This is a genomic window from Pseudoalteromonas sp. EB27 (assembly GCF_001974875.1).
Lineage (GTDB): Bacteria > Pseudomonadota > Gammaproteobacteria > Enterobacterales > Alteromonadaceae > Pseudoalteromonas.
Window position 1 is genome coordinate 1 of the sequence record NZ_MTQD01000009.1, and the last position, 15,053, is coordinate 15,053.

General features: G+C 36.6%; 10 protein-coding genes. 5 read left to right on the forward strand and 5 right to left on the reverse strand.

What is annotated here, in order from left to right; genetic code table 11:
- Positions 1-230 precede the first annotated feature (230 nt).
- Entirely contained in the window at positions 231-794 is a 564-nt protein-coding gene (locus BW142_RS11145; protein WP_076924871.1) for a YSC84-related protein, read from the reverse strand.
- A gap of 148 nt (positions 795-942) precedes the next feature.
- Here BW142_RS11145 and BW142_RS11150 point away from each other — a divergent pair, with 148 nt between their 5' ends.
- Positions 943-2,154, forward strand: coding sequence for a tyrosine-type recombinase/integrase (locus BW142_RS11150; protein ID WP_024597890.1), 1,212 nt, complete (start codon positions 943-945; stop codon positions 2,152-2,154).
- Complete coding sequence (locus BW142_RS11155) at positions 2,154-3,347, forward strand: cation:proton antiporter (protein WP_024597889.1); 1,194 nt, start codon at positions 2,154-2,156, stop codon at positions 3,345-3,347. Before BW142_RS11150 ends, BW142_RS11155 begins: the two co-directional genes overlap by 1 nt.
- 152 nt (positions 3,348-3,499) lie before the next feature.
- On the opposite strand, the gene BW142_RS11160 is transcribed toward BW142_RS11155, so the two are convergent.
- Positions 3,500-6,547 carry an FAD-binding and (Fe-S)-binding domain-containing protein gene (locus BW142_RS11160; protein ID WP_076924872.1) on the reverse strand — a complete coding sequence of 1,016 codons (3,048 nt, stop codon included), beginning with the start codon at positions 6,545-6,547 and terminating at the stop codon, positions 3,500-3,502.
- Between the two features lie 145 nt (positions 6,548-6,692).
- On the opposite strand from BW142_RS11160, the gene BW142_RS11165 reads away from it, so the two are divergent.
- Positions 6,693-6,902 carry a PGPGW domain-containing protein gene (locus BW142_RS11165; RefSeq protein ID WP_024597887.1) on the forward strand — a complete coding sequence of 70 codons (210 nt, stop codon included), beginning with the start codon at positions 6,693-6,695 and terminating at the stop codon, positions 6,900-6,902.
- Positions 6,903-6,972: 70 nt separating this feature from the next.
- Here BW142_RS11165 and ppsA read toward each other — a convergent pair whose 3' ends face one another.
- Positions 6,973-9,348, reverse strand: coding sequence for a phosphoenolpyruvate synthase (ppsA, locus tag BW142_RS11170; RefSeq protein ID WP_024597886.1), 2,376 nt, complete (start codon positions 9,346-9,348; stop codon positions 6,973-6,975).
- Positions 9,349-9,505: 157 nt separating this feature from the next.
- Between ppsA and BW142_RS11175 the strand changes: the two genes are divergently transcribed.
- A complete protein-coding gene (locus BW142_RS11175) occupies positions 9,506-10,315 on the forward strand; it encodes a pyruvate, water dikinase regulatory protein (RefSeq protein ID WP_024597885.1) in 810 nt (269 codons plus the stop codon).
- A 63-nt stretch (positions 10,316-10,378) separates the two neighbouring features.
- On the opposite strand, the gene BW142_RS11180 is transcribed toward BW142_RS11175, so the two are convergent.
- Positions 10,379-11,728 (reverse strand): class II 3-deoxy-7-phosphoheptulonate synthase, encoded by a 1,350-nt coding sequence (locus BW142_RS11180; RefSeq protein WP_024597884.1) that lies wholly within the window; start codon positions 11,726-11,728, stop codon positions 10,379-10,381.
- A gap of 904 nt (positions 11,729-12,632) precedes the next feature.
- Between BW142_RS11180 and BW142_RS11185 the strand changes: the two genes are divergently transcribed.
- Complete coding sequence (locus BW142_RS11185; RefSeq protein WP_076924998.1) at positions 12,633-13,508, forward strand: DNA replication terminus site-binding protein; 876 nt, start codon at positions 12,633-12,635, stop codon at positions 13,506-13,508.
- Between the two features lie 69 nt (positions 13,509-13,577).
- Here the strand turns inward: BW142_RS11185 and BW142_RS11190 are convergent, their stop codons facing one another.
- Positions 13,578-14,792 (reverse strand): hypothetical protein, encoded by a 1,215-nt coding sequence (locus tag BW142_RS11190; protein WP_024591590.1) that lies wholly within the window; start codon positions 14,790-14,792, stop codon positions 13,578-13,580.
- Positions 14,793-15,053: the final 261 nt, after the last annotated feature.

Sequence of the window (15,053 nt, forward strand, 5' to 3'; positions counted from 1 at the left end):
GTCTTATTTTATGTTTTAAATATTTTTTACATAGTTAGGGTTTTTTACCATTTATATCTATGTTTATTTAAACATTGGGAAATTTAGATTTATATACAAGATTAGGTGTGATGGTATTATAAATTACATACAATACAACCCATAAATTACGTTATGTTAAATTGGATGGGTTTTAATAAAGCGAGCGTGATTATACAAACCAGTTCGCTTTTAGGAGAGTAATTTGGTGGTTAATTAAGCTCTGAATCTACCCAAAACTTAGTTCCTTTTAATACAGCTTGTAGTGCAAGGCCATTTTCGGTTACAGAATACACAGTAACTTGATCTGCAATTGCTTCAGCAACCAGTGCACCGCCTTTATCTTCATATTTTGCTGCCGCATCAGCGTTTCCGCCAAATGCCCAACCATGTTCAATAAATCTATTTAATGCAGCTTGGTTATGAAAAACCATTACAACATTAAAATCTTTTACACCTAAGCCAAGCCCTAAACCGGCTTCGCCCATATTCATGTAAGTCGATTTACCCGTAAGATTATTTTTAACTACGCCGTAACCGCCACCAAAACTAGCTAAAACAACATTTACGTTAGCGTTATCAAAAACGGCGAAACCAGCAGAATTAGCAATTTGTTTTTTAACATCAGGTTTTTCAGCGTATAATTTATCTAACGTGTTTGCTTTCATACTTTGTACAAGTGAACGTTTTTCGCTTGGTGATGCACTACCCGTAGTCGCACAACCAGATAACGCAACAGTTAAAGCAAGTACGCTTAGTATAATTAGTTTTTTCATAACTTTTCCTTAATAAGATATAGCAACCAACAACCATAGAATAATTACAGTATTAAAATAATTAGAGCTTTACTATGTCCAATACTAGACAGTATCGGACTTTAAGGTTATTCTGTAAGTCTATTATTTAATTGAATATTTATACATTATGCTTGTTGCTTTGGTTGATACATTAAAACAATTAAGATATCAAATTGCCCATCTAGATGACGGTACTCTAAATTCAGAGTACCCAGAACTTGCATCCTTTATACAGGAAGTTGGCTTGACTGTAACTGAATCAAAGGCCGATCTGATATTCTTATATCAGTTTTTGTATGTTTATGGCCGAAAATCAGAAGCCACTTATAGTCGTTTTCGAAATGAACTCGAACGCTTTTATTTATGGTCGTGGTTAATAGCAAAAAAATCAGTATTCGATTTAAAGCGTGAAGACATTGAAGCCTACGTTGATTTTATGGTCGAACCAGATAAAGCATGGGCTGCAACTTCAGTGCAATGGCGTTATAAAGATGAACAAGGAATTCGTCGATTAAACCAAAATTGGCGCCCTTTTATGCTTAAAGAATCTATTGCTAGCCAACAAACTCTATCGTCTATGTTTACTGCTTTAAATGTATTTTATAAGTTTGCTTTACTAGAAGAAAAAACATTCGCGAACTTTGTCCCTGTTGTTAAAAAAAATAGTCCTTATTTAGTTGTTCAATCTCAAATTCAAATTCCAGACACATTAAGCGATATACAATGGGAATACGTTTTTGGTGTAACGCGTGATTTATGCGAACATAACCCTGATTTAGAGCGAAACTTATTTACGCTTGCCTGCTTAAAAGGTCTTTATTTACGAATTTCAGAATTATCTGAGCGCCCGCAGTGGTCGCCGGTAATGTCTCATTTTTGGCAGGATAACGATGGTTTCTGGTTTTTACGCATTATGGGCAAAGGTAATAAATTACGAGATGTAACCTTAAGTGATGATTTTGTTGAATATTTAAAACGCTACAGGTTATATCGAGGGCTACCTGCCCTTCCCCGTGTTGATGAGTCAGATCCGCTGGTGCATAAAATTCGTGGCCAGGGTGGAATGACCGTAAGACAAATTAGGCGTTTAGTACAACAAAGTTTTGATTATGCGCAGCAGTCATTACTTGATGATGGTTTTAAAGATGATGCTGAACAACTCGGTGCTGCCACTGCACATTGGCTTCGTCATACTGGTGCCACACATGATGCGCAAACTAGACCGCTTAAACATTTATCAGAAGATTTAGGCCATTCTAAAATTGCGACTACCGATCAAATTTATATTCAAACAAATATTAAAGAGCGAGCAAAATCAGGACTTAAAAGGAAAATTTAATGGAGTACTTAGTAATAGCATTTATAGGCGGACTATTTTTAATTTATTCTTTAACACTTCGTCAGTTAGAAAAAACAGAAGTAACAGGTCCAATGTTTTTTGTTGTCGGCGGAATATGTTTAGCTATGTTACTACCCAACGAAGGGCGTAAAATAAAAGAAGGTGTCGATCTCTTACTACCTTTTATAGAACTCACGCTGAGTATATTTTTATTTTCAGATGCAGCTAAGTCAAAGTTAAGTGTTTTAAGGCATAGTTTTCAGTATCCTAGTTTATTACTGTTTATTGCCCTACCCTTAACTTTATTGCTAGGCATTGCCGTTGCTTTATTTTTATTTGCTGAGCTTTCACTTATTCAAGCAGCATTGCTCGCTATTATTTTAACACCTACCGATGCCGCATTAAGCAAAGGGCTATTAGCAAGTACACAAGTGCCCGAAAAAATTCGTGAAGGAATAAATACAGAAAGTGGTTTGAACGATGGTTTGTGTGTACCTGTATTTTTAATATTTATATTACTCGCTAAAAATCCTGATTCAGCTATTACTGCGACGCAAACACTAAGCGTATTTAGCCGAGAGCTTGGTTTGGCTTTATTAATAGCAATTACAAGTATCGCTATTTTTATACCGTGTTTAAATTTTGCAATGAAGCGCCATTACTTTGCACAAAATACGAGTCCATTTTTATTACTCGGTTTTGCTATGGCTGTGTTTTCTGTCACTCAATATTTTCACGGCAGTGGATTTATTGCGGTATTTGTTGCAGGCTTATTGTTTGATAAATTCTCAACAGATGAAGTAAGAACAGAATTAATTGAAGACTCAGAACACATAGCAGATTTTACATCGCTAATGATTTGGTGCTTGTTCGGGTTTGTTTGCGCTTACTTAGTCATTCCTAAATTAAATGCTGAAATAATAATTTACGCTTTGTTAAGTACAACATTAATTAGAATAATTCCAGTTATGTTGTCACTACAGTTTACGGCATTGAATATTAAAGAGCGTTTTACATTTGCGTGGTTTGGACCAAGAGGTTTAGCATCAATTGTTTTTACATTGATGGTTATAGATACGCAAATAGAAAACAAATATCAAATTGCGACTATAGCAATGACGACTATTTTATTTAGTGTATTTATACACGGCATTAGCACTAAACCTATTGCAGATAGCTTTGCTAAAAAGTAGTTTTTAAAACAGTTATTTAAATTAGATAATTAAAATAATAGATTTAAAAAAGGCATAACGATTACTTTCATTATTGATGAAGTTAATTGTTACGCCTTTTTTGCTTAAGAACTAATTTAATAAATCTATTTAAGTACTCTTATTTTATAAAGTTATTTTAGAGCTTGAGCTAGTAATTCAATTGGGTGTTTTGGTTTAAACTTTTCAAAACGTTTAACTTGGCTACGACACGAAAAGCCGGTAGATAAAAGTTGCTCTGGTTTGTTTTTATCTACAATTGGTTTCCAACTCATTTCGTAAAGCGCACGTGAGTTATCTTGATTTTGAGCTTCGTGGCCATAAGTTCCCGCCATTCCACAACAACCCGTATTTGTTGTTTTTAATGTTAAACCAATATCATTAAAAATTGTTTGCCATACATTTGCGGCTTTTGGTAATGCGGTTGTTTCAGTACAGTGACTTAATAATGTAAATTCGGTATCTGTATTTTGTTTGGCAGTTAACCCTTTGAATGATTGCGACTCTAACCATTCATGTGCAAGCTGCACATTAAATTCACCACGGTTATTTTCTAAAATTGTATTATATTCATCGCGATAACACATAACGAGTGAGGCATCTAAACCAACTAATGGTGCATTAATGTCATTTAGTTTATTTAAAAACTCGGCGGCATTTTTTGCAGTTACTTTAAACTCATGCAAAAAACCTTTTACGTGTTGAGGCTTACCATTTGGTTTAAATGGTAGTAGCATTGGTTTTTTACCAAGCTGGGTTATTAAAGTAATAAAGCTTTCTACTAGTTCTGCTTCGTAAAAACTCGTAAATGGGTCTTGTACTATTAATACGTATTCGCTTTGTTGTTCTGCATTTAATTTATTTAATAAATCAAAATCAAACTTTTGTACTTTAGTAACACGCTTTGAAAGTGCTGGAATACTTAACTGTGGTGTATCAACATAACCAACGGTTTTTTTAATAACATTACTTACTAATGATGTTTTAACAATTGGGTTTATAATTTTTGCAAATTTTGCCATTAATGGCGCGCTATTTTCTATATTGCCAACAAGGTAATCTTTTAACGGGCGCGCATAATAACTATGATAATAATTTAAAAAGCGTGAACGAAAAGTAGGAACATCTACTTTTATTGGGCAGGCAGTTGTACATGCTTTACATGCTAAACACTCATCCATTGACGCTTTAACTTCGTGTGAAAAGTCGTAAATACCTTTTCGTTTTTCGCGGCTATGAACAAAACGTTCCCACCAGGTAATCACTTCACCTTTATTAAGCTGTTTTTCGACTTCGAGCAAATCTACATCTTTTGACTCTTGAAGGCGTAACCATTCGCGCATTAAACTTGCACGTCCTTTTGGTGAATTACGACGATCGCCAGTCACTTTATACGATGGGCACATAGGTGACTTTTCATCGTAATTAAAGCATATGCCATTACCATTACAGGTCATTGCATTGTTAAAACTAGTTTTAACGTCTATTGATATTTGCTTATCGAAGTGCGATCTCTTTTGTCCATCCACACTAACTAGTGAGTCTTCACTATCAATAGGAGTGCATATTTTACCGGGGTTAATTCGGTTGTCAGGATCGAATGCTGTTTTTATTTTACGAAGTTGGGTATATAAATGCTCGCCAAAAAATTCAGGACTATATTCACTACGATAACCTTTACCGTGTTCGCCCCACATTAAACCGCCGTATTTAGCGGTGAGTTTTACTACTTGATCTGAAATAGTTCTAAGTAGTTTTTCTTGTTCTGGGTCGCACATATCAAGTGCCGGGCGTACGTGTAAAACCCCTGCATCAACATGACCAAACATACCATATTGTAAATTATGACTGTCGAGCAGTGCTCTAAATTCGACAATATAATCTGCTAAGTTTTCTGGTGGTACGGCGGTATCTTCTGCAAAAGCGAGTGGCTTTTGACTGCCTTTTACATTACCTAATAAGCCAACCGATTTTTTACGCATTGCGTAAATTTTTAGTATGTCGCTTTTATCACTAGTTAACTGATAACCAATAACGCCATTAGTTTGATTTTTTACGCATTCATCTAGAAGTTTACAAAGCGTGTCTACTTTGTCTTTTATATCATCGTTTGATACTGCATTAAACTCGACCATGTTAAGGCCTTGCATATCTTTATTTGGTACGTCGGTTATTAAGTCCGATACTAAATTCCAAATGATATCTTCGCGCGCTAAGTTTAAAACTTTGCTATCAACTGTTTCTACTGATGTTGCGCGTGCATCGACTAAAAATGGTGAATGGCGTAATGCTGAATCGAAACTATCGTACTTAATATTAATAAGTGTTTTAAACTCGGCGATAGGTGTCAGGTTTAATTTAGCTTCAGTTACTATACCTAATGACCCTTCTGATCCGGTGATTAGTCGGCTCATGTCAAAAGTAAGTAAGTCATCACTTAGTACATGCTCTAGGTCGTACCCGGTTAAAAAACGATTTAACCGAGGAAACTTAGCTAAAATAGCAGCGCGTTCATTAATCGAAATATCTAAAACTGTTTTATATAAATTGCCAATAAGTGAGTCTTGGTCGGCTATAATTTTTGCTTTATCGATGTCGATTGGTGAAGTGCACATAGGTGTGCCGTCAACTAAATAAGTTGTCAACCCTAAAACATGGTCGCTTGTTTTGCCGTAAACTAACGAACCTTGCCCCGATGCGTCAGTACTTATCATGCCACCAATAGTTGCCCTGTTACTGGTAGATAAATCGGGTGAGAAGAAAAAGCCATAAGGTTTCAAAAAATCATTAAGCTGATCTTTTATGACGCCAGTTTGAACCCGTACCCAGCCTTCTTCTACATTAATTTCAATAATTTCGCGCATATAGCGTGACAAATCTACAACAATACCAGGTGTTAGTGATTGACCGTTAGTACCTGTTCCACCGCCACGAGGGCCAAACGTTAGTGATAAATACGGGTCACGAGATGCTGTTTGCAATGCGAGCTGAATATCTTTTTCGTTTTTTGGAAAAATAACACCTTGCGGTATTTGCTGGTACACACTGTTATCGGTTGAAGCAGTAATACGCGTTGCATAACTTGCATCGGTATCTCCGGTAAAACCTTTATTTTTAATGGTACTTAGGTAATTAGCGACAAGTTCTGTCGCGGCATTTTGCTGTGTAATTGTTGCTATCATGACGGCGATATTTTAGGGCATTTGACTAATTATATCATGGTGATGGCGAATAGAAATTGAAGATTTTACAGTTTGTAACACTCTTTTAGTCGATTTTAATCCAGCTTAAATTATACTCAAGTTAACCATTAGCGAGGCGTGTTATATGAAAAAATTACTATTACAGATCATTGGTGTGTTATTTATTTTGCTAGGATTATTTTTTGCGATTGTACCTGGTCCATCACTCATATTTTTTATGGCGGGTTTATTATGTTTTTCGCCTTACTATCCTAAAGCACGACATTACTTATCACTGTGCCAAAAGGCATTAACTAAGTCGTGTGCCTATTTGGATAAAAAATTAGCCCGCTAATTTACTTTTAAATGAATAAATAAAAATGCCAGCAATAAATTGCTGGCATTTTTTATAGCTTACATACTTGTTACTTTGCTAATTTTTTAGCTAGGTACAACCATGTTTCTATTACTGTATCTGGGTTTAATGAAACAGAGTCAATGCCCTGCTCTACTAACCATGCTGCAAAGTCTTCGTGATCTGAAGGACCTTGTCCACAAATACCAACGTACTTTCCTTTTTCTTTAGCTGTTTTAATAGCCATAGAAAGTAGCTTTTTAATTGCTGGATTACGTTCATCAAATAAATGTGCAATTAAACCAGAGTCGCGATCAAGACCAAGCGTTAGCTGTGTTAAATCGTTAGAGCCGATAGAAAAACCATCAAACATTTCTAAAAATTCATCAGCAAGTAATGCATTTGAAGGAAGCTCACACATCATGATTACTTTAAGACCATTTTCGCCACGTTTAAGGCCATGCTCTTCTAGTAGTTCAATTACGCGTTTGCCTTCTTCAAGGGTACGTACGAATGGGATCATAATTTCTATGTTTTGCATATCCATTGTATTTCTAACGCGTTTAATAGCTTCACACTCTAGTGCAAAACAATCGCGGAAATCTTCTGAGATATAACGTGCGGCACCACGAAAACCAATCATTGGGTTTTCTTCTTCCGGCTCGTATTGCTGGCCGCCAACTAGGTTTGCGTATTCGTTTGATTTAAAATCAGACATACGAACAATTACACGCTCTGGTGCAAATGCACAACCTAGAGTAGAAATACCTTCAACCAGTTTTGTTATATAAAACTCTACTGGTGATTCGTAACCGGCAATCATATCTGTGATTTCTGCTTTTAATGCATCTGTTTGAGCATCAAAATTTAATAATGCTTTTGGATGAACGCCAATCATACGGTTGATAATAAATTCAACTCGCGCAAGGCCAACACCTGCATGCGGTAAGCGTGCAAAGTCAAATGCACGATCGGGGTTACCCACGTTCATCATAACTTTCATTGGTAGTTCTGGCATTTTATCAACGCGTGACGTTAGTATTTCAAAATCTAAAATACCTTCGTAAATAAAGCCGGTATCGCCTTCGGCGCACGATACGGTTACTTCTTGACCCGCTTTAATTAAATCAGTTGCGTTGCCACAACCAACAACTGCTGGAATACCTAGTTCACGTGCAATGATTGCCGCATGACATGTACGCCCACCACGATTTGTAACAATCGCTGCAGCACGTTTCATGATTGGTTCCCAATCAGGGTCGGTCATATCGGTTACTAAAATGTCGCCTACTTGTACCTGATCCATTTCTTTGATTGAATCAAGAACACGAACAACACCGCTACCAATTTTATGACCAATTGCACGGCCTTCAACAACAACGTTGCTAGTACCGTTTAATTGAAAACGTTCCATAACGTTAGCGTCTTCGTTTGAGCGAACAGTTTCTGGACGAGCTTGAACTATATATAGTTTGCCGTCGTTACCGTCTTTTGCCCATTCGATGTCCATTGGACGACCGTAATGTTTTTCAATGATTACAGCTTGCTTGGCAAGGTCTTGCACTTCTTCATCTGTAATCGAGAATTTATTTGAAAGCTCAGGGGCAACATCAACGATGTCTACTTGCTTACCATGTGCTTTGTCTTCTGAGTAAATCATTTGAATGGCTTTAGAGCCAATGTTACGACGTACTACTGAAGGTTTGTTTTTTAGGAGTGTTGGTTTATGAACATAAAACTCATCAGGGTTAACTGCGCCCTGTACAACCATTTCACCTAAGCCGTAGCTTGATGTAATAAATACAACGTCTTCAAAACCAGACTCTGTATCAATACTAAACATTACGCCAGATGCTGATTTATCTGAACGTACCATGCGTTGAATACCCGCTGATAATGCTACACCACGGTGATCGTAACCTTGGTGAACACGATACGAGATTGCACGGTCGTTAAATAATGAAGCAAATACGTGTTTAATAGCGACCATTACTGAATCGATACCAACTACGTTTAGAAAAGTTTCTTGCTGGCCTGCGAATGATGCATCTGGCATATCTTCAGCGGTAGCTGATGAACGCACTGCAAATGAAACATCTGCTGTAGTGTCGCCGTGGAGTTGGCTATATGCGTCGCGAATGGCTTGATCTAGGTTTGGTTGGAATGGTGTGTCGATTATCCATTGGCGGATGTCTGCACCGACTTTAGCGAGTGTATTTACATCATCAACATCAAGTGTATCTAGAATGTCGTGAATTTTTGCTGTGAGTCCTGATTGATCTAAAAACTCATTAAAAGCATCTGCGGTAGTTGCGAAACCACCCGGTACTTGTACACCAGCGTTTGCTAGGTTTGAAATCATTTCGCCAAGTGATGCGTTTTTACCGCCAACTCGAGGAACATCTTGCATACCAAGCTCTTGATACCAGAGAACGTATTCTTGCACGGATCTTTCTCCAAAAAAAACTAATTGTAGGTCTAACTGTGAGAGTTAAGAAAGAAAACCTTTTATAAAGGTCACCATCATTCTACACTGGCAATAGTCCTCACGTAAACCGTGAGAAACCCATTTTAGGGATTTAAACGCAATAAAAAGGTTAATTATGAGAACTGCTTTTTATATATCAGATGGAACAGCTATTACTTCAGAAGTGTTTGGGCATGCGACCTTGTCGTTGTTTCCTATCGATTTTAATCATAAAACAATTCCATTTGTAGAAACTGAAGAAAAAGCCCGCGAAATTAAAGCATTAATTAATGCGACAGCTGCAAAAACTGGCGAAAAGCCCTTCGTGTTTTTTACTTTTGTAAATCATAGTTTGAGTGAAATTATAAAATCGGCTGATGCAGTGACCTATGATTTTTTAACTACATACAGCGAAAAAATAGAAAAAGAACTAGATGTAGCCCCTGTTCCAAAAATGCACCGTACGCATTCTATTCATGAAAAAAGTTATGATTTTAGAATTGATGCAGTTAACTATGCACTTATGAATGATGATGGCGGCAATATCAAAAACTTTTCTGAAGCTGACATTATTTTAATTGGTGTTAGCCGAAGTGGTAAAACACCAACCAGCTTATACTTAGCGCTACAATATGGCATTAAAGCGGCTAACTATCCTATTACAGAAGAAGACTTAGATAATGAGGGTTTACCTAAGTGCTTAATTCCTTATAAACATAAGTTATTTGGGCTTACGATTGACCCTGAAAGGCTTGCGGCTATAAGGCATAGACGTATGGCTAATTCAAAGTATGCATCTATTAAACAGTGTCGTATTGAGGTGCGTGAAGTAGAAATGCTTTATAAGCGCCATAAAATTGCTTACTTTAATTCTACGCATCATTCGGTAGAAGAGATATCTGCAAAGATACTGACAGAGACAGACCTAGAGCGACGTAAGTACTAACTAATTGATGAGACTAAAAACAAAAAAACCGCATTTAAGCGGTTTTTTTAATATTAACAAATATTATTTACGTGCGTCTTTTAGTAAGTCAGCTACTAAAAAGCCTAACTCTAATACTTGGTCGGCATTAAGACGTGGGTCACACTGCGTTTTATAACGCTGTGCTAAGTCATCGTCTGATAAACCGTAAGCACCACCAGTACACTCTGTTACGTGCTGGCCTGTCATTTCTAGATGAACACCACCTGCGTATGAACCTTCAGCTTTATGAACAGCGAAGAATTGGCTGATCTCGCGCATGATATTGTCGAAGTTACGCGTTTTGTATCCTGACGTCGCTTTTTCAGTATTGCCGTGCATTGGATCAGAGCTCCAAATTACTTTACGACCCTCTTGCTGAACTTTTCTTACGAGGGCTGGAAGTTTTTCTGGTAGTACGTCTGCACCCATGCGTGTAATTAGCGTTAAGCGACCAGGAATGTTATCTGGGTTTAATGCATCAATTAAACGAATTAGGTCATCAGGTTCCATACCTGGGCCAACTTTAACACCGATTGGATTTTTAATACCTTTGAAAAACTCAATATGTGCATGGTCAAGTTGACGTGTACGCTCACCAATCCATACAAAATGAGCAGAACAATCGTACCAGTCACCTGATAAGTGGTCGCGACGAGTAAGCGCTTCTTCGTAGCCAAGTAGTAATGCTTCGTGAGAGGTATATAAATCAGTTTCTTTTAAGCTTGGCGCAATTGTAGAGTTAATTCCGCACACTTCCATAAATTCGAGTGCGTCTTGAATTTTGTCTGCAAGTTGTTGATATTTTTCTTTAAGTGGGTTTGCAGCTACAAATCCCATGTTCCAACGGTTAACCTGGTGAAGATCGGCAAGGCCACCTTGTGCAAATGCACGTAATAAGTTTAATGTTGCCGCGCTATGGTGATATGCAGTCATTAAACGTTGTGGATCTGGGATACGCGCTTCTTCCGTAAACTCAATATTATTAATGATGTCGCCACGATAAGATGGTAAAGACACACCATTAATTGTTTCTAAGTCTGCTGAACGTGGTTTAGCATATTGACCCGCCATACGCGCAATTTTAACTACAGGGCATTTACCGCCGTAAGTTAATACAACAGCCATTTGTAAGATTGTTTTGAACGTATCGCGAATATTAGCGGCATTAAAGTCACTAAATGATTCTGCACAGTCACCACCTTGAAGTAAAAATGCACGACCTTCGCACACGTCTTCAAGTTGTTTAAATAAACTTCTAGTTTCTTCAGCAAAAACTAAAGGCGGAGCCGTCTTTAATTGGCCTTCAACTGATTTTAGTATTTCTTGATCTGGGTACTGTGGTTGCTGCAGTATTGGCAGCTCTCTCCAGCTATTTGGGTTCCACGATTGCATGTTCTTTCCTCATTCCTACATTACCTGATAAGAAGAAATTAACGTATGCAGGCACCTAAGTTCAAGGACTAAATTCACTATTTACTAATTATTTAGTTATGAGGTAAGTATTTATGAGGTTTATAACCAAAAATTGAATTATTGCCACTTGATAAGTTTATTTTTAATTTAGTTTAAAGCATTATAAAACAGTGAGATAAAATACAATTGGTTATATTTTAGCAACTTGGAGAGAGAATGTAGCAAAGTAACATTAGTGAACAGTTTAATTGAGAACACATCATACTTAAATGAAGTCTATTGTAATCTTAACTTTACAGGTTAAATAAAATATTATATTCGTCAGATAGGATGTTGTTGAATTGTGTGATATGACGTTACATAGTTTCATATAATAAGAGATGAGCTTTTTCAAAGTATGCGATTGCTTATGCGTAGGACGTTCTCAATACTATTCCACTATTTAAATAATATATCAGCAGAGTGTTTAACTTTTTAAGTAATAGCTTAATTAAGATGTTGTACATGTTTTGTTGGTTTGCCGCCTCTTGCACTCCCCTACTGTGCTTTGCTCCTGACTGCATGCAATCGTATACGCGCTATTATTTCACGCAGTTTATAATTCACAAGATCACATTTTGCATATAATACACCCGCATTAATGTGAATGATAAGCTTGAGTATAGATATAGAGGGCTATGCTTTTAACTGTATACCAAGTCCCTTTTATTATGGTTTATTTACGCGCTGCTTAACTATATTAAAAAATACAGCTAAAAGAACACATCATACTTATTTTGTTTATAATTTAAATCTTAGCTATGAGTAATACTTAATAAAAGATAGTCAAAAAGCTGAGAAATATGCGATAATCCTTTTAAGTAAGATGTGTTCTTGGTGGGTTATGGTAAGTAAAGTTCAAATTAGAAGTCAATTCGATTTAATGAATGAACTGACGGTAAGGTTAGTTGAAGAGCTTAAAGAATGTGACTATTCAAAAGCTGAGTATTATCGACTTCCAGATATTAGTAGTCTTGATGAGAATATTGTTCCAGAGTCAATTATCACCGAAAAAATATCTGGTGACATAGCTCATAGGGCTATTCTCAATTCGTTTACCGATATTTATAAAAAAGAAGGCTTAAGTAGTCGTGTATTAAAGCGCCATCCCGGTTTGTTAGTTATAAAAAATGCTAATAAAGAAGCATTAAATAACCGAATTGCTCAAGTAAATAAAGCTAAAGCAGACTTTAAAGCATGCATAGTTGCAATAGATAATAACGATGCTCGTTTTGAAGCTGTTCATAATGCGATGCCGAATTTAATTACACTTGCTGCATATCGCAAAATTCATTGTGAAAGTGACTCTCCATTTTCAGTTAGATTTACTTGGATGCACAAACACGCAACAAAAACGCTAACAAAAAAAATGGCTCTCGAGATGCTCGATAAATCGGCCGGTTATAGAAATCCAAGAATGATTGATCAACAAAAATGGCTATCACTTGTAGCTCAAGAACAGTTACGAGTTGCTAGCTTAGGTGAAAAAGAAAAACTAAGGATTCGTCGCCCCACTCGTGTAAGCCCACAAGTTAATGTGAGATATACTGCACAAAACCGCTATCATGTTAGTGCCGCATTGCCCTTTATTTTGATTAATCCAGAGCCAGACGTAAAATTAGGTATATTACCTGACTATCAAAAACCAGAAGCTCACCCGCGTAAACGCGAGTACGATTTTTTAGTCGATAGGCTATATTTAGAGCAGGTAGAACGATAGTGGTTATGTTAAAAAGGCCACAATACGTGGCCTTTTTGGTAATGTGTTTAAGTATTTAAATAGTGTTTATTACTTTTCTACTATCTCTTCGATTTTGTCTTCATCAATCAGCACTGCATTTTCAACAATTCGTTTACCACCTTGAATTTCAATGCGTTTGTTGTGTTTATTCAGTGTAAGTATTTCATCACAAAACTGATCAGATGGATGCATTTCGTAGGTGTAATCAATAATATTGCCTGTTTTATCATCTTTTACATTAGTAATACTGTATTCTGATATTGCGCCTTTTTCAATCAAGTCTTTCATAGTAGTGGTCATATCACGACGCAGCGCTTTTAATTTATTTTCGGTAATATCATCCGTTGAATAAATAGAGCCATATTTTTCCATGATAGACAGCAGTCTAAAATGATAAGTTTTACCTGGCGCAGCATAACGCCAAAGATGATACAAACGCAGCATCATCCAACGCGATAATCCACGTTTTAATTCTTGTGCACTATTAAAGTAATAACCTTTGTATTCAAGGTTATCAATCATGTTATGAACAAATGCATTTAAACAGGCGACACATTTTACATTGCCACCCTGACCCTTCTTGCCGCTAAAATGAAGTGACGATAAAAAGTTCATATTTGACTCGTAAAACGAATCATCTATATCAGAATTTTTAGTATCTGTTGCAGAATATTTAAACGAAAGTTTAGAACCTTGCAATGCTTCAAGAGACTCTTTAATTGCAGGATATGGCATAGACTGCCCTACCGCTTTAAGCTCTTGGGCTAATTCGTTCATAGAAAAAACAACCGCGTATTGAATACCGGACTTAAAATTAATTTTGACTATTTTGCCTTTAGAGGCCAAACGAATAAGTGCGCGTTCAACTTTTTCTTCTCTATCTGATGGCCAGACAAGGTATTCTACGTCTTCGCCATCTTTGCGCGTACTTACAACAGCGGGAGTTATTTTTATTTCGCCATCGTATAAAATACCATCTACTTTTTCAGATATTTTACGCGTGATAATTGTTTTTTTAGGTGCTTCTTCAAGTGGTAATTTTTTATAGCCAGAACGTACAAAACGTCCCCACAAATCATAATGATTAAACGTGTTTGAATATGCACGTAATCCATGAGCTGCATTTTCAATAGAAATTCGCACGTCTTTGTTATCTGTAAATAGTGCTAAACTTTCGTTATCTATTGCACTTTCCACCCCGTGGATTTGGCCCCTAAGTGTATCGGGCAAGTTATCTACCGAGATGTTGACCTTTCGGCTCATTGTTCTTATTTCCATTTTTATTGCGACAGCTCATAACAACACATTAAGCAGCAAAAGTTAAATGTTTAAGTTAGTATAAAAGTGATCTGACTTTAAATAAAAGGCTTAGATCACTATTTTACTAAGTGGAGTCCATAACTTCTTATTTCAGATCATATTTATACTAACTGAGCTATTACAAATCTCTTTTTTACTAACTCAGCTGTTATTTTGTCCATTACAATCGCTTTATTTTAAAATTTAGCACGACAAATTCATGTA

Bases quoted from the DNA above. Each gene is read 5' to 3' on its own strand.
- BW142_RS11145 (WP_076924871.1), bottom strand. From the start codon at position 794: ATGAAAAAACTAATTATACTAAGCGTACTTGCTTTAACTGTTGCGTTA.
- BW142_RS11150 (WP_024597890.1), top strand. From the start codon at position 943: ATGCTTGTTGCTTTGGTTGATACATTAAAACAATTAAGATATCAAATT.
- BW142_RS11155 (WP_024597889.1), top strand. From the start codon at position 2,154: ATGGAGTACTTAGTAATAGCATTTATAGGCGGACTATTTTTAATTTAT.
- BW142_RS11160 (WP_076924872.1), bottom strand. From the start codon at position 6,547: ATGATAGCAACAATTACACAGCAAAATGCCGCGACAGAACTTGTCGCT.
- BW142_RS11165 (WP_024597887.1), top strand. From the start codon at position 6,693: ATGAAAAAATTACTATTACAGATCATTGGTGTGTTATTTATTTTGCTA.
- BW142_RS11175 (WP_024597885.1), top strand. From the start codon at position 9,506: ATGAGAACTGCTTTTTATATATCAGATGGAACAGCTATTACTTCAGAA.
- BW142_RS11180 (WP_024597884.1), bottom strand. From the start codon at position 11,728: ATGCAATCGTGGAACCCAAATAGCTGGAGAGAGCTGCCAATACTGCAG.
- BW142_RS11185 (WP_076924998.1), top strand. From the start codon at position 12,633: ATGGTAAGTAAAGTTCAAATTAGAAGTCAATTCGATTTAATGAATGAA.
- BW142_RS11190 (WP_024591590.1), bottom strand. From the start codon at position 14,792: ATGAGCCGAAAGGTCAACATCTCGGTAGATAACTTGCCCGATACACTT.